This is a genomic window from Solimonas sp. K1W22B-7, from assembly GCF_003428335.1.
Taxonomy (GTDB): Bacteria; Pseudomonadota; Gammaproteobacteria; order Nevskiales; family Nevskiaceae; genus Solimonas_A.
This window is the reverse complement of the sequence record NZ_CP031704.1, coordinates 4,795,758-4,813,642: the sequence shown is the minus strand read 5'-3', so window position 1 is coordinate 4,813,642 and position 17,885 is coordinate 4,795,758. Positions and strand designations below refer to the sequence as shown.

12 protein-coding genes are annotated in these 17,885 nt (G+C 65.4%); 10 read left to right on the top strand and 2 right to left on the bottom strand.

Annotation, left to right across the window (positions count from 1 at the left end; all coding sequences use genetic code 11):
- Positions 1 to 31: 31 nt before the first annotated feature.
- Positions 32 to 1,666: an acyl-CoA carboxylase subunit beta gene (locus D0B54_RS21675; protein WP_117294067.1), complete on the bottom strand. Its 1,635-nt coding sequence runs from the start codon at positions 1,664 to 1,666 to the stop codon at positions 32 to 34.
- Between the two features lie 439 nt (positions 1,667 to 2,105).
- On the opposite strand from D0B54_RS21675, the gene D0B54_RS21670 reads away from it, so the two are divergent.
- From D0B54_RS21670 to D0B54_RS21630, 9 genes are all read left to right on the top strand, one after another.
- Complete coding sequence (locus D0B54_RS21670) at positions 2,106 to 3,797, top strand: AMP-binding protein (RefSeq protein ID WP_117294065.1); 1,692 nt, start codon at positions 2,106 to 2,108, stop codon at positions 3,795 to 3,797.
- Between the two features lie 16 nt (positions 3,798 to 3,813).
- Positions 3,814 to 4,602 carry an enoyl-CoA hydratase/isomerase family protein gene (locus D0B54_RS21665; protein ID WP_162932620.1) on the top strand — a complete coding sequence of 263 codons (789 nt, stop codon included), beginning with the start codon at positions 3,814 to 3,816 and terminating at the stop codon, positions 4,600 to 4,602.
- A 24-nt stretch (positions 4,603 to 4,626) separates the two neighbouring features.
- A complete protein-coding gene (locus D0B54_RS21660) occupies positions 4,627 to 6,018 on the top strand; it encodes a WS/DGAT/MGAT family O-acyltransferase (RefSeq protein WP_117294061.1) in 1,392 nt (463 codons plus the stop codon).
- Positions 6,015 to 7,481 carry an aldehyde dehydrogenase family protein gene (locus tag D0B54_RS21655; RefSeq protein WP_367396795.1) on the top strand — a complete coding sequence of 489 codons (1,467 nt, stop codon included), beginning with the start codon at positions 6,015 to 6,017 and terminating at the stop codon, positions 7,479 to 7,481. The genes D0B54_RS21660 and D0B54_RS21655 overlap by 4 nt, the downstream gene beginning before the upstream one ends.
- Before the next feature lie 10 nt (positions 7,482 to 7,491).
- Positions 7,492 to 9,087 (top strand): GMC family oxidoreductase, encoded by a 1,596-nt coding sequence (locus tag D0B54_RS21650; RefSeq protein WP_117294058.1) that lies wholly within the window; start codon positions 7,492 to 7,494, stop codon positions 9,085 to 9,087.
- A gap of 122 nt (positions 9,088 to 9,209) precedes the next feature.
- Positions 9,210 to 10,883, top strand: coding sequence for an AMP-binding protein (locus tag D0B54_RS21645; RefSeq protein ID WP_117294056.1), 1,674 nt, complete (start codon positions 9,210 to 9,212; stop codon positions 10,881 to 10,883).
- Positions 10,880 to 11,569 (top strand): DUF4336 domain-containing protein, encoded by a 690-nt coding sequence (locus D0B54_RS21640; protein WP_117294054.1) that lies wholly within the window; start codon positions 10,880 to 10,882, stop codon positions 11,567 to 11,569. The genes D0B54_RS21645 and D0B54_RS21640 overlap by 4 nt, the downstream gene beginning before the upstream one ends.
- Before the next feature lie 22 nt (positions 11,570 to 11,591).
- Positions 11,592 to 12,614 carry an alpha/beta hydrolase gene (locus tag D0B54_RS21635; RefSeq protein ID WP_117294052.1) on the top strand — a complete coding sequence of 341 codons (1,023 nt, stop codon included), beginning with the start codon at positions 11,592 to 11,594 and terminating at the stop codon, positions 12,612 to 12,614.
- A gap of 31 nt (positions 12,615 to 12,645) precedes the next feature.
- Positions 12,646 to 14,949 carry an enoyl-CoA hydratase-related protein gene (locus D0B54_RS21630; RefSeq protein ID WP_162932619.1) on the top strand — a complete coding sequence of 768 codons (2,304 nt, stop codon included), beginning with the start codon at positions 12,646 to 12,648 and terminating at the stop codon, positions 14,947 to 14,949.
- Between the two features lie 236 nt (positions 14,950 to 15,185).
- Here the strand turns inward: D0B54_RS21630 and D0B54_RS21625 are convergent, their stop codons facing one another.
- Positions 15,186 to 16,202: an AraC family transcriptional regulator gene (locus D0B54_RS21625; protein ID WP_162932618.1), complete on the bottom strand. Its 1,017-nt coding sequence runs from the start codon at positions 16,200 to 16,202 to the stop codon at positions 15,186 to 15,188.
- A gap of 119 nt (positions 16,203 to 16,321) precedes the next feature.
- On the opposite strand from D0B54_RS21625, the gene D0B54_RS21620 reads away from it, so the two are divergent.
- Positions 16,322 to 17,848 (top strand): flavin-containing monooxygenase, encoded by a 1,527-nt coding sequence (locus D0B54_RS21620; RefSeq protein ID WP_117294046.1) that lies wholly within the window; start codon positions 16,322 to 16,324, stop codon positions 17,846 to 17,848.
- Positions 17,849 to 17,885: the final 37 nt, after the last annotated feature.

The window sequence follows — 17,885 nt, the reverse complement described above, 5'->3', positions numbered from 1 at the left end:
TTCTGCAAAGGGGTTGTCCGGCTCGCATGCGTCACAGGCGGGCGACGCCGAAGCTCAGCGGCCGGGGAATGAGCTGGCCGGCCTCGGCAGCCGTGGCGAGCAGGAAGGCGAGGACGCGGCGCGTGTCGCGGGGATCGATGACACCGTCGTCGATCACCCGCCCGGAGGTGTAGAAGGCATCGGCCTGCCGGTTGAGCAGATCAATGATTTCCTGCTCCTTGGTGGCGAATTGCGCCTCGGGGAGTGAGGCCCCCTTACGCAGCGCGGCGGCCTCGGCGACGATGCGCATCGTCATGCCGGCCTGCTCGGGACCCATCAGGCCGATTTTCGAGTTGGGCCAGCTCATCAGGAAGCGCGGGTCGAAGCCGCGCCCGCACATGCCGAAGTTGCCCGCCCCGTAACTGGCGCCGGTCATGATCGTGAACTGCGGCACCGAGGCGGTGGCGACGGCCTGGATCAGCTTCGACCCGTGCTTGACCATCCCGCTGCGCTCGTAGGCGGTGCCGACCATGAAGCCGGTGGTGTTCTGCAAATAGGTGATCGGCGTGCCGACCTGGCAGCAGTGCTGGATGAAGTGCGCCGCCTTGGTGGCGCCCTCGTTGTCGATGGGTCCGTTGTTGCCGATGAAGGCCACCGGCCGGCCATGCACTTCTGCTTCCATGCAGACCGTCGCTGCGCCGTAGCGCGACTTGAAGTCGCAGAGGTCGGAGCCGTCGACAACGCGGGCGACGACTTCGCGCACATCGTAGGGCCTGCGGTAATCCAGTGGCACGATTCCGGCGATTTCGTCGGGGTCATAGTTGGGCGGCGCAAACCCGCTGGGCACGGGGCGCAGGGTCTGTGCGCCCCAGGCAAGGCGGGCGACGACCTGCCGCACGAGCCGGATGGCGTCGCTGTCGTCCTCGGCGAGGTATTCCACCAGGCCGGACACCTCGGCGTGCATCTGCGCGCCACCCAGCTCTTCATCATTGGCAATTTCGCCGGTCGCCGCCTTGAGCAAGGGCGGGCCGGCGAGGAAGGCCTTGCCCCGGCCGCGTACCGCGACCACGACGTCGGACAGGCCCGGCATGTAGGCCCCGCCGGCGGTGGACGAGCCGTGCAATACCGTGATGACCGGGATGCCCGCCGCAGACAGGCGCGCGAGGTTGGCAAACAATTCTCCGCCGCGCACGAAACCCTCCACCCGGAATGCGGGAATGCTGGCGCCGGCGCTCTCGACCAGATGTACGAACGGCAGCCGGTTCTCCTGGGAGATCATCTGCACGCGAAGGATTTTCTGGATCGCGGCGGCGGGGAGCGCGCCGGCGTTGATGCCGGAGTCGGTGACGGCGACGACGCAGCGAGCGCCTGAGACAAAGCCGATTCCAGCCAGCAGGCTGCCACCGGGGATCGAGGTTTCGCGGGGCGCATCCTGACCGTTGTCGGTCATCGCGTAGCCCGCGAGGTTGCAGATCTCGAGGTAAGGCGCGCCGGGATCGAGGAGCCGGGCCAGCCGTTCGCGCGGCAGCAATTGCCCTCTTGCGGTGAAGCGCGCACTCGAACGCTCCGACGCGATGCGGGCACGGTCTTCAAGCGCGCGAAACTGTTCGACCAGCCCCAGCATGCCCTCCCGGTTGCGCCGGAACTCGTCACTGGTCACCGTGATACGACTACGAAAAACTGCCATCTCAGCTCTCCCGGACGCTTGCTCGCGCTCCCGGGTTCCAGAATGAGGACAGACGAAACAAAAGTGCATGACTAAGCCGGCCTGTTCGCTGATCATTCTGGCCAGCCTGGGATCGAGCCGGACATGAAGCGGGCAGTCTGTTCGGACCACCTGAAGTAATCGGACGCAGGTCCTGTGTTGCTGCTTTTCCCCGGCAATCCTGCGTGTCGATCATGGCGCCCCGCTGCTGACCGCAATGCCGCGGCGGACCCCCTGCGCGCTTTCGCAGGCTGGCCCGAATCGTCAGGCCGTTGGCCACTCCCGCCATTCTGAAGTGGGCTCGCCCTCCCTAGGATCATTCCTGCGGGAATCGGCATGTGTTGGCTCTCGATTCCGACCAGAACAGCCAGGCATTCACCGGACGGCACGGCCGCCATCCGCTTTGAGGAGAGCACCCACGATGTCGCCCGACGAGAACGATCTTCCCCTGCAATGCCTTTATCGCTGGAGCGAAGAGAGGGCCGCGGAGGTTTATCTGACCCAGCCCCTCGGGGCTGGCCAGACACGGGATTTCACCTGGGCCGAGGCCAATGAAGAAGTGCGGCGCATGGCCACGCACCTGCGCTCCTTCGGCTGGGAACCCGGCTCGCGGATCGCCTTGCTGTCAAAGAACAGCGCCTGGTGGTTCATGGCCGAATACGCGATCTGGATGGCCGGTTTCGTATCGGTGCCGGTCTATCCCTCGCTGACGGGCGAATCGGTTCGCTTCCTTCTGGAGCACTCCGAAGCCAAGGCGCTGTTTCTCGGCAAGCTGGATTCCGATGACTGGTCGGCGATGACCGCCGGGATTCCCGCCGGGCTGCGCGTGATCCGCATGCCGCTGGCCGCGCAAGGCGAGCTTCCGGGTGTTGCCGTCTCGGAATGGGACGAGATCTGTGCATCGTCGCGCCCCCTGGAAGGCTTCCCCAGGCGCGGCGCCGACGAACTGGCCGTCATCGTCTATACCTCCGGCACCACCGGCACGCCGAAGGGGGTGATGCACAGCTTCGGCACTATCGGCCGCGTGCTGCGCATGCTGAAGCAGACATACGGCTGCGGTCCGCAGGATCGCCTGCTGTCCTATTTGCCGCTCGCACACGTCGCCGACCGCGCCGCCTCCCAGTTCCCCTCGCTCGGCGCCGGCTGCCGGGTGTACTTCAACGAAAGCATCGAGACCTTCGCCGCGGACCTGCAAAGGGCGCAGCCGACTTTCTTCGTTTCGGTGCCACGTTTGTGGGCCAAGTTCCGCGCGGGCGTCAACGCCAGGATTCCGCAGGCCCAGCTGGCCGCGATGCTGGCCGATCCGAAAACGCGCGATGGGGTGCGCCAGAAGGTATTGACCCAATTGGGCCTGCAGCATCTCCGCGTCGGGCTTTGCGGTGCCGCGCCGTTGCCGCCCGAGCTGCATCAGTGGTATCTGGACCTCGGCCTGGAACTCCTGGAGGTCTACGGCATGACCGAGAACCTGGGCATCTCACACGGCAGCCGGCCGGGCAGGGGGCGTGTCGGGTATGTGGGCCAACCGCGGGACGGGGTGGACGTGAAATGCTCGGAGGTCGGGGAAGTGCTGGTGCGCAGCCCCGGATTGATGCTGGGCTACTACAAGGACCCGGAGAAAACCGCCGAGGCGATCACCGAGGACGGCTACCTGCGCACCGGCGACGTCGGCGACATCGATGCCGAGGGCTATCTCAGGATCACCGGCCGCGCCAAGGAGCAGTTCAAGACCAGCAAGGGCAAGTATGTGGCGCCGGCGCCGATCGAGAATGCGCTGGGTGCACACCCCCAGATCGAAGCCTCCTGTGTCACCGGCGTTGGCTTTGCGCAGCCCTTCGCCCTGGTGATGTTGTCGCCCACGAGCGCCGCTTTGCGGGAGACCGCAGAAGGGCGCGCCCAACTCGGCCAATCGCTCGAGGCCCTGCGCGAGCAGGTCAACACCAGGCTCGATCCGCATGAGCGGCTGGATTTCCTGGCGGTCGTGCCGGATGCCTGGACCGTCGACAACGATTTCGTCACGCCGACCTTCAAGGTCAAGCGGGCCCGCATCGAGAAGCACTACGGCGCGAGCTTCGAGACCTGGGCGAGCCTGCGCCAGCCGTTGATTTGGGGTTAGAACGGAGATCTCCCTCGTGCCCGTCCTGCTTACAGCCGATCTCGAAGGCGGTGTGCGCCTGTTGACGCTCAACCGGCCGAAGTCGAATGCCTTCAACCTCGAGTTGATGCAGGCAGTCTCTGCCGCGGTCAAGGATGCGGAACGTGACGCCGGTGTTCGCGCGCTGGTGCTGCGCGGTGCGGGTCCGGTCTTCAGTGCCGGCCTCGATTTCGAGGCGATGGCCCGGGCGCAGGCACAGGGAGGCCAGGAGTTCGACGAATTCTACCAGTCCATCGGCCAGGTCTTCATCGATCTGTGGACCTGTCCCAAGCCGACGGTTGCCGCGGTCACCGGACATGCCATCGCGGCGGGCTTCTTTGCCATGCTGGCCTGCGATTTTCGCTACGTCATCGAAGGTTCCGGCCGCTACGGCATGAACGAACTGGCTTTTGGCGGTGGATTTTCGAAGATCGTGATCGAGTTGGGACGTTACCGGCTCCAGCGGCATATGGCGCCGATGATCCAGGGAACGGAACTGATTGGCTGGCAGGAAGGCCTGCGCACCGGCTGCTTCAACGCCAGTCATTCCAGCGAGGAAGCACTCCTTGCAGCCGCGACTGTCCAGGCGAAAAAAATCGGCGCCATGCCGCAGGCTGCATACGCCCACGTCAAGGCCCAACTGGTCGCCCCCTACGTTGACCTGGCGCTTGCCGATGCCGACGAAAACCGTCGCAGATCGGCCGCGATCTTCAGCGACGAGGAATCGCTCAGGGCCATGACGCTACAGATGGCGCAAGTCCTTAAAGTGCCAGCCCGTACTTCTTGATTCCAGTTATCCGGAGGTCCGCACATGTCCATAGTCATGAAGCCGAACGATGCAGCCTGGATGTTCATCGAAAAGCCGGAGCAGCCCTGCCACGTCGCCAGCCTTTCGGTCTTTTCGCCGCCGCCCGGCGCAGCGTCGGACTACGTCCGGCAACTGGTGGCACAGTTCGAGGCCACACGGGTGTTCGCGCCACCGTTCAACTACGTGCTGCGCCGGGGTGTGCGAGGCAAGCTCGTGCCCACCTGGGACGAGCTGCCAGCCGATCAGATTGACCTTGAATATCACTTCCGGCACTCGGCGCTACCGGCACCTGGCGGCGAGCTCGAACTCGGCAAGCTGGTGTCGCGCCTGCATTCGCATGCACTCGACTTCCGGCGCCCGCTGTGGGAATTGCACCTGATCGAGGGTCTGGAGCACGGCCGCTTCGCCATCTACATGAAGCTGCACCACTCGCAGATGGACGGCATGGCCGGCGTAGCGCTGTGGAATCGCGTGATGAGCCTGGACGCCGACGCGCGGAACTGTCAGGCGCCCTGGGCTGTGGGCCTGAAGTCCTCCGGTCCAAAAAACGACCGTCAGAAACCGTCTCAGGCGGAGAAAAATCCTGGCAATCCGGCCGCCGCGATGTTGCCGGCGCTCCAGGCGATTGGCGACCTGGTGAAGGCCGCGAAAAATCCAGAGCATCCGTTACAGGCGATGCCCTATGGCGCCCCCAGGAGCGTGCTCAACGGCCGCATCCATGGCCAGCGTCGCGTGGCGACTCAAACCTACACACTCGCACGCATCCAGGCGGTCGCGCGCAAGGCCGAGGTTTCGGTCAACGACGTCTTCCTGGCGATCTGCGGCGGCGGACTGCGGCGCTATCTCATGGAACAGGGAAAACTGCCGTTGGCGTCCCTCACCGCCGGCCTGCCGGTCTCGGTGCGGCCGGCAGGTGATGTCTCGGTGGGCAATGCAATCAGCTTCATGTTCGCCAAGCTGTGCACGGATATCGCTGATCCCCTGGCGCGGCTGCGCGGCTGTCACGAATCGACGGCCCTGGCCAAGGAGCATCTGCAGCGGATGCCCAAGGACGTTATGGAGAGCTACACGATGCTGGCAATGGGCCCTTACCTGGCGCAGGTGGCGCTGGGACTGGCTGGATTTGGCCGCCCCTCCCACAATCTGATCGTCTCCAATGTGCCTGGCGAGCGCAGGCCGCAGTATTTCAATGGCGCGCGTCTGGAGCAGCTTTACCCGATCTCGGCGCTGTTCAACGGGCAGGCTGTGAATATCTCCGTCTTCAGCTGTGGTGGCAATTTCAGCCTGGGATTCGTCGGTTGCCGCGACTCGCTGCCCAGCATCCAGAAACTCGCCGTCTACACCGGCGCAGCCCTGTCCGACCTCGAGGCGGCCCTCAGCACCAGTCGAGAATGACCATGCAAGCAACGCAAGACACCACCAGACTCCACGCGACTGCCGTATCCGGTCCGCGGGACATGCAGAGAGTTTTCGACCTCCAGCAGGAAACGGCGCAGCGCTGGCGCCAATCCAGCGCCGCGGAGCGCATCGCACGCATCGTTCGGCTTCGGGACGTTGTCCTGGCGAATCAGGAAGGCTTGCACGAAGCCGCGTTCAAGGATTTCCGCAAGCCGCCCGCCGAGGTGGACTTCAGTGAAATCCTGCCGGTCATGGCCGACATCTCGGAGTACCGGCACAAGCTGAAATCCTGGATGAAGCCGATGCGCGTCGGCCCGACGCGGTTGACGGTCGGCGTCAAGGGCTGGGTGCAATACCAGCCGCGCGGCCGCTGCCTGATCCTCTCGCCCTGGAACTACCCGGTCCAGTTGTCGCTGGCGCCCCTGATCGCCTGCCTGGGCGGCGGCAACACCGCGATCGTGAAACCTTCGGAAGTTGCGCCGCACATGTCCGCCTGGCTGGCGAAAGTTCTGCGCGAGGCGTTCAAGGAGGAAGAGGTGGCCGTGTTCGAGGGCGATGCCGGCGTCTCGACGGCGCTGCTGGAACTGCCCTTCGATCACATCTTCTTCACCGGCAGCCCGGCCATCGGCAAGGTGGTCATGGCCGCCGCTTCGAAGAATCTCACCAGCGTGACACTGGAACTGGGCGGCAAGAGCCCGACGATTGTTGACGAAAGCGCCGACCTCGATCTCGCCGCCGGCAACATCATGTGGAGCAAGTTGGTCAACAGCGGCCAGACCTGCATCGCCCCCGATCACCTCTATGTGCACGAATCGGTCAAGGAGGCCTTCGTGCAAAAGGCGATCGCCGTCATCCGCAGCCGCTTTGGCGATACGCCGCAGGATCAGATGCGCTCGCCCAGCCTTACCCACATGGTCAACGTGCGCCACACGCAGCGTGTCGCGGCGCTGGTCGAGGATGCCAAGGCCAAGGGTGCACAGGTGCTCTGCGGCGACTTCGTTTCGGAGAAGGAACAATTCGTCGCACCGACCCTGCTGGATCGAGTGCCGGCCAATGCCAAGATCATGGACGAGGAAATCTTCGGGCCGGTGCTGCCCATCATCGCCTACCGCGATCTGGGCGAGGTCGTGCGCAAGATCAACGCCGCGCCCAAGCCGCTGGCGCTCTACATGTTCAGCCGCGACCAGGCCAACATCGACCAGCTGACGCAGGGCACAACCTCCGGCGGAGCCTGCATCAATCACAGCTTGATTCAAGCCGCTCATGGCCACCTGCCGTTCGGCGGCGTCAACAACAGCGGTATCGGCAACTACCACGGCCTCTGGGGTTTCCGCTGCTTCTCGCACGAGCGTGCAGTGGTTCAGAACCGCTTCATGCTGGCGCGCATGTTCTATCCGCCCTACACCGAGGCGATGCACCGCAAGATCAAGCTGCTGATCAAGTGGTTCAAGGCCTGGTAGTGCCGTGAGCATGGACTATGACTTCGATTACATCGTCATCGGGTCCGGTTTCGGCGGCAGCGTCTCCGCCTGCCGGCTCACCGAAAAGGGCTATACCGTCGGCGTGATGGAACAGGGCCGGCGCTGGACTGCGGCGGATTTCCCCGAGACGAGCTGGAACCTGCGGCGCTGGATCTGGCGACCGGGCCTGAAAATGTTCGGTTTCTACAACATCCGGCCGTTCCGCCACGTCCTGATCCTGTGCGGCAACGCGGTCGGCGGCGGTTCGATCACCTACGCCAACACCCTGCTGGTACCGCCGGACAAGGTCTGGGATGAAGGCTCCTGGGCCGGCTTGCAGGACTGGAAGCGCGTCATGCCGCAGCACTATGCGACGGCTGAGCGCATGCTCGGCGTCACCGAGAACAAGATCCTCGGCGAGGCCGACTTCCGGCTGAAAAGAATGGCGGAACTACAGGGCGTCGGTCACAGCTTCTATCGCACTCGCGTCGGCACCTTCTTTCCACCGGAAGGCGAGGCCGGGGGAAAGACCTATCCTGATCCGTACTTCGGTGGTGAAGGTCCGGAGCGGGCGACCTGCGTGGGCTGTGGCGGCTGCACCATGGGCTGCAAGCACAACGCCAAGAATACGCTCGACAAGAACTATCTCTACTTCGCCGAGAAGCGCGGCGCGCAGGTTTTTGCCGAAACCAGGGTCGTGGACGTGCGGCCACTGAACGGCAAGGACGATGGCAGCGAGGGCTATGAGATCACGACCGAGCGTTCTACAAGCTGGTTCGACAAGCAGCGCCGCAGCTTCCGATGCCGCGGCGTGGTATTTTCCGCTTCCGCGCTGGGCACCATGGAACTGCTGTTCAGGCTCAAGCAGAACGGTTCCTTGCCAAAAATCAGCGAAGATCTTGGGAAGCGTGTGCGCACCAATGCCGAATCCGTCATCGGCGTGCGTTTCCCGGCAAAGGACAAGAGCATGTCGCCGGGGGTCGCGATCGGCTCGGGTATCTACCTCGACGAACAGACGCATATCGAAGCGGTGCGCTCGCCGGAGGGCGCGGACGCCCTGGGCCTGTTGCTGACCTTGATGTGCCGCGGCCGCCCCGGCTGGACCCGCATCATCACCTGGTTGTGGACCCTGCTGCTGCATCCCCTGGCTGCCTTCCGGGCACACAATCCATTTGGCTTTGCGCGTCAATGCCTGATGTTCCTGGTGATGCAAACCACGGACGCCTATCTCGACATGCGTCTCAGGCGACCTTGGTACTGGCCTTTTGGAAAGTTGCTGTGCAGCGAAGGCGGCCCGATTCCCACCTACATCCCGCAGGCCAACGCCTTCGCCGAAAAGGGGGCAAAAGCGCTCGGCGGGGTGCCGCTCACCATGCTCAACGAGATCCTGTTCAACATCCCCACCACCGCGCACTGCATGGGCGGCTGCGCCATGGCGGACTCGCCGGAGCGCGGGGTGATCGACCGGCAGAATCGCGTGTTCGGCTACCAGAACATGCTGGTCTGCGACGGCGCCATGCTCGGGGCCAATCTCGGTGTGAATCCCAGTCTCACGATCACGGCGCTGACCGAACACGCGATGTCGCACATTCCGCCCAAGTCATAGGCCAAACAGGCCGGAATCTTCATGATAATGGCCCGATCCATCATCCCCTTCGCGACTGGCCATGGTCACCATGCTCCTACGAAAAGCGCAGGCTTTGAATGAGAGAGTGGAGGAGCAGATCCATGCCGCAGATATCGACGTCCAATCTTCCGCTGCAATGCGCCTACCGTTGGGAGATGGCGCGGGCGAATCAGGTCTTCCTGACGCAACCGATCGGCGGCGGTGAGGTTCGGGACTACACCTGGGCGCAGGCCATGGGCGAAGCCCGCTCCATGGCGGGCTTCCTGCAAGCGCAGGGCTACCCCGCAGGCTCGCGCATCGCGATCATGTCGAAGAACTGCGCGCACTGGATCATGGCCGATCTCGCGATCTGGATGGCCGGCCATGTGTCGGTGCCCTTGTATCCAACCCTGACCGCCGCGTCGGTGCGACAGGTGCTGGAGCACAGCGAGGCCCGCGCGATCTTCGCCGGCAGGCTTGACGCCTGGGACGAGATGCTGCGCGGTGTTCCGGACAGCGTGCTCGCCATCTCGTTCCCATCATCGCCGGCCAACACGCTGCCGACCTGGGAGGAGATCGTCAAAGGCTCCGCGCCGGTGACCGGGCAGCCACTGCGCGCGGCTGACGATCTTGCCACGATCATCTATACCTCCGGCACCACCGGTATGCCCAAGGGGGTCATGCACAGCTTTGCCAACCTGGCCTGGTCCGCGGAATCCCTCCTCGATCTCACCCGGGGAAACAGCGCGGATCGCGCACTGTCCTACCTGCCGCTTTCGCACGTGGCAGAGCGGGCCGGAATGGAAATCGTGGCCCTGCGCACCGCAACGCACCTGTTCTTCGCCGACTCCCTCGAGACCTTCCTCGACGATCTGCGCCGTGCGCGGCCAACCGTGTTCTTCTCCGTGCCACGGCTATGGGTCAAGTTCCAGCAAGGGGTCAGCAGCAAGCTGCCGGAAAAGAAGCTGAAAGCACTGCTGCGCATCCCGGTTGTCGGCGGCATCGTCCGCAGGAAAGTGCTGCGCCAGCTGGGGCTCGATTCGGTGCGCCTGGCCGTCTGCGGCGCCGCGCCGATGCCGGAGGCGACGCTGAACTGGTATCGGGATCTCGGCCTGAACCTGCTCGAAGGCTATGGCATGACCGAGATTTTTGGTGTCAGCCACGTGTGCCGGCCGGGTCAGGTGAAGGTTGGTTATGTTGGCCAGACGATGCTCGGTGTGGAATGCAAGCTCTCCGATGAGGGGGAGATTCTGGTGCGCAGCCGATCCAATACACTGGGCTACTACAAGGAGCCGGAGAAGTCACAGGATCTGCTGACCCCGGACGGTTATATCCGCACTGGCGACAAGGGCACGATGGACGAACTCGGTCGCCTGAAGATCACCGGGCGGGTCAAGGAGCTGTTCAAGACCTCGAAGGGCAAGTATGTGGCGCCAGGTCCCATCGAGAACAAGCTCACTGCGCATCCGGATGTCGAAGCCTGTTGCGTGGCCGGCGCCAACCAGGGGCAGCCCTGCGCGATGCTGATGCTGTCGCCGGAAGCCCGCCGGCGCGCTGCCGATCCCGCCCTGCGCAACACGCTCGCGGCCTCGCTGTCGGCCCATCTGAAGACCGTCAACACCAGCCTGGATGACCATGAGCAGCTGGATTTCGTCACGGTCGTGACGGACGACTGGAACGTCGACAACGGCTTTCTCACGCCGACGCTCAAGATCAAGCGCCATGTCATCGAGGATGCTTATGGCAGGCATCTGGATGCCTGGTACGCACAGCGCAAGCCGGTGATCTGGCAATGAGCGATCCCGGACACGGTGTCGAACGGGTCGCCGACAGCATCTGGTCGGTGCCGGCGCCCTTCAGCCTGGTGGGAATGCACATCGGCACGCGGATGACGGTCGTGCGCCTGTCGAATGGCAGCCTGTTGTTGCACTCACCGGTGCCCATGTCGGAAACGCTGATGGCGGAGATCAATGCGCTGGGGCCGGTGCGACATATTGTTTGTCCGAACGTGTTCCATCATCTCTATGCCGCGGCCGCCGTCGCCGCGTTTCCCGACGCGATCCTGCATGGGCCGCCCGCGCTGAGAGCGAAGCGCAAGGACCTCGCCTTCGGCGCCGAACTATCGGAGACACCACACCCCGATTGGGGCGGCGATTTCGAGTTGCTGACCATCGCCGGCTGCTGGATCCGCGAAACCGTGTTCTATCACCCGGCTACGCGCACCCTGATTGCCTGTGACCTGGTGGAGAACTTCCATGGCTCGCCGCATGCGCCCACGCGTCTGTACCTGAAGCTTCAGGGGCTTTACGGCGTGGTTGGCTTCGGGCGCTTGCTGCGCTTTCTCTACCGCGATCGCCGGTCGGCGCGCGTCAGCATCGATCGTCTGCTGCAATGGCCGTTCGAGCGGCTGGTCCTGGCGCACGGCGAAGTCCTGACTGACGACGCTCGTGAATCCGTGCGCCGCGGCATGGCCTGGCTGTGAGTCCACAAGGATAAAAACAACAATGAGCACTGTTTTGCTGGCGCGCGCCGCGTCGCGCGCGACCCAGGCAGCTCCCGCGGTCCGGTATCCCGACATCAAGATCGGCTGGCGCAGTCGTGCGCTGATCCGCTTGATGCCGCTCCTTCTCCGGCCTTGGCTGACCTACCGGGTGGGGCGCGGATTGCCGGCCCTGGCGCGCTACCAGTTGGAGTTTGCCGGCAGCTGGCCGCAGCAGGTGTCCGGGCAGCCGCTGGATTACACGGTGCTTGGCGGCGTGGGGGGCGCGGGCATCGGCGACCTCAGTGATCGCAAACGCCCGGTATTGCTGTATTTGCATGGCGGCGGCTTCCTGCTGCCCATCGCGCCCTGGGCGCATTTCCCCTTGTTCGGCTGGCTCTGCCAGACACTTGGGGCGACCGGCTTCATGCCGGAATACCGTCTCGCCGGTCAGCATCCGTTTCCGGCTGCGCTCGACGATTGCGAGCGCGCCTATCGCGCGCTGCTCGACGCCGGGCACTCGCCGGAGCGCATCGTGATCGCCGGGGAGTCGGCTGGGGGCAATCTGACGCTCGCATTGTTGTTGCGCCTGAAGCGACTGGGTTTGCCGATGCCGGCCTGCGCGGTGCCCATGTCGCCGATGACCGACCTGTGCCATCTGCATTCGCCGCCCTCGCGGGGGCGCAACCGGCGGCGCGATCCCTTCATACCGATCCCGCCCCTGGTGCACATGCTGCGTCTCTACATCCCGACGACCGATGCGCGCAATCCGGAAGTCTCGCCGATCTTTGGCGATTTCCACGGCCTGCCGCCGCTGCATTTCCTGGTCGGCGAGAGCGAGGTGCTGCTGGACGACAGCCTGGTCTGCGTGCAGCGCGCCCGCGAGGCCGGCGTCGCCGCGACTGCGGACGTCTGGCCGATCCTGCCGCACGCCTTTCCCCAGCTCGCTGGCTTTTTCCCCGAAGCACGCGGCGCCTGGGACGTTATCGCCGATTTCATGCGCAGGCATCTCGATGCCCACGCACCGGCCGGCCTGCGCCGGTCCTGATTCTTCAACCCTGCACAATCATGGTGTCCACATGAACAAGCTCGACTCACTCCCCGTCATCATCGGTATCGGTGAAATCACCGATCGTCCCGAGCGTGGCAGCTCGGGACTGGAACCGCTGCGCCTGATCGAACAGGCCGCGCGCCGTGCCGACGAGGATGCCGGGGGCGGCTGGCTGGCGCGTGTGGACCGCCTCGACCTGGTGCCGCAGGTGACCTGGCCGTATCCCGATCTGCCGGCGCTTGCGGCAACGACGTTGGGCATCACTGCAAAGCTGATGAATCACACTGAGGTCAGTGGCGACTCGCCCGTGCGCCTGCTGATGGACGCGGCCGTTGCCATCGCCGAAGGCCGCTCGAAGACGGTCCTGATCTGCGGCGCCGAAGCGATGCAGTCGCTGCGTACGGCGGCGATGCAGAAGAAGTTTCCGGAGGGCTGGACTGCCGTACCGACGCTGCCGAGCATGCCGAAAGGCGCCGACCATGTGACGCCGCTGGCCGCGCGCTACGGGCTCACGGACCCGACCGAGGTCTATACGCTTTACGAGAACGCGACACAGGCAGCCTGGGGCCAGAGCTCAGCAGTGGCACAGCAGGCGTCGGCCGCGCTCTGGGAGCGCTACGCGCTCGCCGCGAGCCACAATCCTTGCGCCTGGGATCGGACCGCGCACTCGGCGCAGCAGATCGCCGCGGTGTCGCCGAAGAACCGGCCGATCTCTTACCCCTATACCAAGCGCATGGTCGCGCAGCTGTTCGTCAACCAGGGCGCCGCCGTGCTGATGACGAGCCACGCCCAGGCCCTGGCCGCCGGCATTCCGGAGCAGCGCCTGGTCTACGTCTGGAGCGGCGCAGGGGCAGTCGATCTCGAGGATTTTCTGGCGCGCGACCGCTTCGACCATTCGCCGCCGATGGAAGCGGCCTTGCGCCACACGCTGTCGGCGAACGGCCTCACCGCCCAGGACCTGGATGCGGTCGAACTGTATAGCTGCTTCCCCTGCATTCCGAAGCTGGCACTGCGCACGCTCGGGCCGCTGCGCGAGGGGGTGGAGCCGACCGTGACCGGCGGCCTGCCCTTCTTCGGCGGCCCGGTGGCGAACTACATGACGCACGCGATCGCGGCGATGGTCCGTGAGCTCCGAGTAGGGCGGGGCACGACCGGCCTGCTTTACGGCAACGGCGGCTATGTCACCAAGCATCACGCCGCGATCCTGGCGACCCGGCCGCCACAGGGTGCGCCGCGCGATCTCGATCTGCAGGCCGAGGTCGACGCTGCGCGCGGACCCTCGCCTGCGATCGCCGAGCACTACGAGGGACCGGCGGTGCTCGAGTCCTTCGTACTCAAGCACGACGCCGGCGGCGACCCGGCGCTGGCCACCATCGTCGCGCGCACGCCTGAGGGTCAGCGCACGCTGGCCCTGATTCCGTCCACGGACAGTCGCGGGCAACTGGCACTCGTCAACGGCCTGCGCGAGCCCGTCGGACTCGCCGGCACGATCCGCCTCGTCGAAGGCCAGCAGCACTGGAGCTTCGACGACCTGTCGCAAATCCCCATCGGCGGACCCGGCAGTCCGGTGCTGCTGGAAAAACTCGACGGCCACATCGCCGTGGTGACGCTGAACCGTCCGGCCAGGCACAACGCCGTCAACCCGCGCCTGGCGCAGGCGATGGCGGAGGCCGTGCGCGCCACCGAGGACGATCCGGACATTCGTGCGGTGGTGCTCGCGTCCTCGAATGCGGAGGTGTTCTGTGCGGGGATGGATCTCTCGGCCATCACCCCGGCGGCCATGAAGGAGATGGGCGCGATCGAGGGCGGCTTCGCCGGCTTCACGCAGTCGAAACGGCGCAAGCCCTGGATTGCTGCCGTGCGCGGCCAGGCACTCGGCGGCGGGTTCGAGCTGGTGCTGGCCTGCGACATGGTCGTCGCGAGCGAGCGCAGCGCCTTCGGCCTGCCCGAGGTCAAGCGCGGCCTGCTGGCGGCGGCGAACGGCGTGGCGCGCCTGCCGCGGGTGATGCCCCGCAATCTCGCCAACGCCGCCATCCTCACCGGCGAACCGATCCCGGCGACGGTCGCGCATGAGCACGGCATCGTCAATCGGCTGGTCGCCGACGAGCAGGTGCTGGACTCGGCGATGGACCTGGCGCGCCGTGTCGCGGCCAACGCGCCGCTCGCGGTGGTGGAGAGCCTCGCGGTCCTGCGCGCCTCCGCCGACGAGAGCGACGAAGAACTGTCGCGCCGGAGCATCGAGGCCGGGATGCGGCTTTTCGTCACCCGGGACGTGAGCGAAGGTGCGCGTGCGTTTCTGGAGAAGCGCACCCCGAACTGGCAGGGCCGTTGAGACGGGCGGCGTTCCGAGCCCATCGCAAGCGGCATCAGGGGAGTCCGGCAGTCCCGCTTCAGGCGATCAGTTGCTCAGGACCTTGAGGCGCCTGGCGTGATCGAGATGGATCGTTCGGAAGCTGGCGCGGACTAGCGTCGAAAGTCCTTGTCAGTGCAGGGAAGGGCACCTATCGAGCTGGAAGCTGCCGCCCGCGCTCGGGAACTCAACTTCCGAGTTCAGCACATAGCAGACAGTCACTTGACCTGCTTTCTTGCTGACTGGTTGCGGACGCTACTGGCTGATACCCCGTGCCAGCGCTTGAATGAGCGGCTGAAGGCACTCAACTCCGAGTAGCCGAGAATACCGGCGATGTCGGACAAACTGAGCGTGGAGCTGCGCAAGTACTTCATTGCCAGGTCGGCACGCACCTTGTCCTTGATGCCCTTGAAGCTTTGCTCTTCGTCGACCAGGCGGTTCTGCAGCGTGCGCTCGCTCAGGCCCAGGGCATTGCCGACCTCCTGCACGGTGCAGGCGGAAAACGGCAGCAGCGCGCGCACCACGGCCTCGACCTGCGTGGCGATGCCGCGGTCGCCCGCGTCGTCCTCCAGCCGCAGCACGGATCGCATCAGCGCGCGGGTGCGCCCGCTGGCCAGGTCGTTCGGCAACTCCAGCGTGGCGCGATCCAGGTAGATGCCGCTGCGGTCCTGATTGAAGCGCAGGTTGGATCCGAAGATACGGCGGTGCATGGCCAGGTCTGGCGGCGCGGCGTGACGGAACATCACGTCCACCGGCTGGTAGTCGGCGCGGGCATGCGTGCGGATGGAATGGCAGGCCAGCGCCATCACGAACTCGACGAGCTGCACGGTGCTGTCGGTGACGCCGGAGACCGGCTCCCAGCACAGCAGCAAGCCGTCGCCCACCGGTTCCAGGGTGGTACGCGAGGCACGCGTGAAGACGTCCTCGTTGGCAACCAACTCCTGGGCCAGTTGCCTCACCGTGGCCGCGCTGCGCAGCAGGATCCATAGCGGGCCGAGGATGGCGAGACTGGTGCGGCTCGACATGCGCAGGCCGAAGTCGCGGCAGCCGCAGAGTTCTCCCGCGCGCTCGAAGGACTGGTAGACCGCCGAGGCCGGGACCGGGATGTCCGGCTTGTACAGCGCTTCGGCCGGGATGCCGAGCTTCGCCGCGAGTTCGGCCGGGTCACCGCCGAGTTCGCGCAGCAGGTCGGCCAATCCTCCCAGCGCCACGCTGGGGATAAAGAAGCCTGCCATCGCTGCCGCTCCCGTTTCCCTTTCGCCTAATGTCAAATCACTTTCGCCGAAAGTCAATCGCCCGAAGGCGCATTGGACGAGCATTCCTCCTCGCGACCGCCCGCCAAGGAGAATCCGAGATGAAGCCATCCAGCGCCCGCGCAAGCACCCGCGAGCGGAGTCCGCCCGCCGCGGCTGCCCCTGGCGCATCGCAGGAGCGCCACGTCGATGTGCTGATCCTCGGTGCGGGCCTGTCCGGCATCGGCGCCGCCTGCCATCTCGCGCGTCGGCTCAAGCACAAGAGCTACGCAATCCTCGAACGGCGCGAGGCCATCGGCGGCACCTGGGATCTGTTCCGCTATCCGGGCATACGCTCGGACTCGGACATGTCCACCTTCGGCTTCAACTTCCGGCCCTGGCGCGAGCCGCGGGTCCTGTCCGACGGCGCTTCGATCAAGCGTTACCTGACCGAGGCGGCGGAACAGAACGGAGTGACGCAACACATCCGCTTCGGTCGCAGGGTGACGCGGGCCGAATGGTCCTCGGCAAAGGCGCAATGGACGGTCACGGTCTACAACACCGCGATCGGTGCCGAGGAAACCCATACCGCGAACTTCCTGATCGCAGCGACCGGCTACTACAGCTACGACTTCGGCTACACGCCGGCCTTCCCGGGGCGCGAGGCCTTCAAGGGCACGGTCGTCCATCCGCAGCACTGGCCCGAAGGCCTCGACTACGCGGGCAAGAAAGTGACCGTGATCGGCAGCGGCGCGACCGCCATCACGCTCGTCCCCTCGCTGGCCGCGGGTGGCGCCAAGGTGACGATGCTGCAGCGTTCGCCGACCTATGTGCTGTCGGTGCCGGCGATCGATCCTCTGTGGGAAAAGCTGTCGCGTGTGCTGCCCGTCAAGCTCCTGTACGCCGCCACGCGTGCCCGCAACATCGGCCTGCAGCGCGCGCTGTATGTCGCCTCGCGCAGGAAACCGCAGGTCGTGAAGCGCCTGATCCGGGGGCTGACGTCGCGGCAGCTCGGCGACAGCGTCGACATCCGGCATTTCACGCCGAGCTACAACCCCTGGGAAGAGCGCCTGTGCATCGTGCCCGACGGCGACCTGTTCCGTGCGCTGCGCAACGGCAGCGCACGCATCGTCACCGATACGATCAAGACCTTCGATGAAACCGGCATCCGGCTCGACTCCGGCGAGCACCTCGATGCCGACATCATCGTCACCGCCACCGGCCTCAACGTGCAGATGTTCGGCGGCGTAAAGATCGTCATCGACGGCAAGCCCTTCGTCGTCAAGGAGCACATGTTCTACAAGGGCATGATGCTGAACGACGTGCCCAACCTGCTCGCCATCTCCGGCTACACCAACGCCTCGTGGACGCTGAAGGCGGACATCGTCTGCGAGCATTTCATGCGCCTGATCGCCCACATGGATCGCAAGAAGCTCAAGGTGGTCACCCCGCGCGCCAAGGGTGTCAGGCGCCTGGACGACACGGTGTTCGGCAGCCTCGCCTCCGGCTACCTGCGCCGTGGCGCCGACAACCTGCCGCGGCAAGGCGACCGCGCGCCCTGGATAGCGCTGCACGATTACCTGCGCGATGCCACCGCGCTCAAGTTCGGCAGCGTGTCGCATCCGGAACTGGAGTTCCGGGCGCAGTAGTGGCCCGGCCGCATCCGTCTGACCATCTCGAAGGGGA

What these genes read in the sequence shown, in the direction of transcription:
- D0B54_RS21645 (WP_117294056.1), top strand. Translation starts at nt 9,210, where the DNA reads ATGCCGCAGATATCGACGTCCAATCTTCCGCTGCAATGCGCCTACCGT.
- D0B54_RS21650 (WP_117294058.1), top strand. Translation starts at nt 7,492, where the DNA reads ATGGACTATGACTTCGATTACATCGTCATCGGGTCCGGTTTCGGCGGC.
- D0B54_RS21635 (WP_117294052.1), top strand. Translation starts at nt 11,592, where the DNA reads ATGAGCACTGTTTTGCTGGCGCGCGCCGCGTCGCGCGCGACCCAGGCA.
- D0B54_RS21675 (WP_117294067.1), bottom strand. Translation starts at nt 1,666, where the DNA reads ATGGCAGTTTTTCGTAGTCGTATCACGGTGACCAGTGACGAGTTCCGG.
- D0B54_RS21660 (WP_117294061.1), top strand. Translation starts at nt 4,627, where the DNA reads ATGTCCATAGTCATGAAGCCGAACGATGCAGCCTGGATGTTCATCGAA.
- D0B54_RS21620 (WP_117294046.1), top strand. Translation starts at nt 16,322, where the DNA reads ATGAAGCCATCCAGCGCCCGCGCAAGCACCCGCGAGCGGAGTCCGCCC.
- D0B54_RS21655 (WP_367396795.1), top strand. Translation starts at nt 6,015, where the DNA reads ATGACCATGCAAGCAACGCAAGACACCACCAGACTCCACGCGACTGCC.
- D0B54_RS21630 (WP_162932619.1), top strand. Translation starts at nt 12,646, where the DNA reads ATGAACAAGCTCGACTCACTCCCCGTCATCATCGGTATCGGTGAAATC.
- D0B54_RS21640 (WP_117294054.1), top strand. Translation starts at nt 10,880, where the DNA reads ATGAGCGATCCCGGACACGGTGTCGAACGGGTCGCCGACAGCATCTGG.
- D0B54_RS21625 (WP_162932618.1), bottom strand. Translation starts at nt 16,202, where the DNA reads ATGGCAGGCTTCTTTATCCCCAGCGTGGCGCTGGGAGGATTGGCCGAC.
- D0B54_RS21670 (WP_117294065.1), top strand. Translation starts at nt 2,106, where the DNA reads ATGTCGCCCGACGAGAACGATCTTCCCCTGCAATGCCTTTATCGCTGG.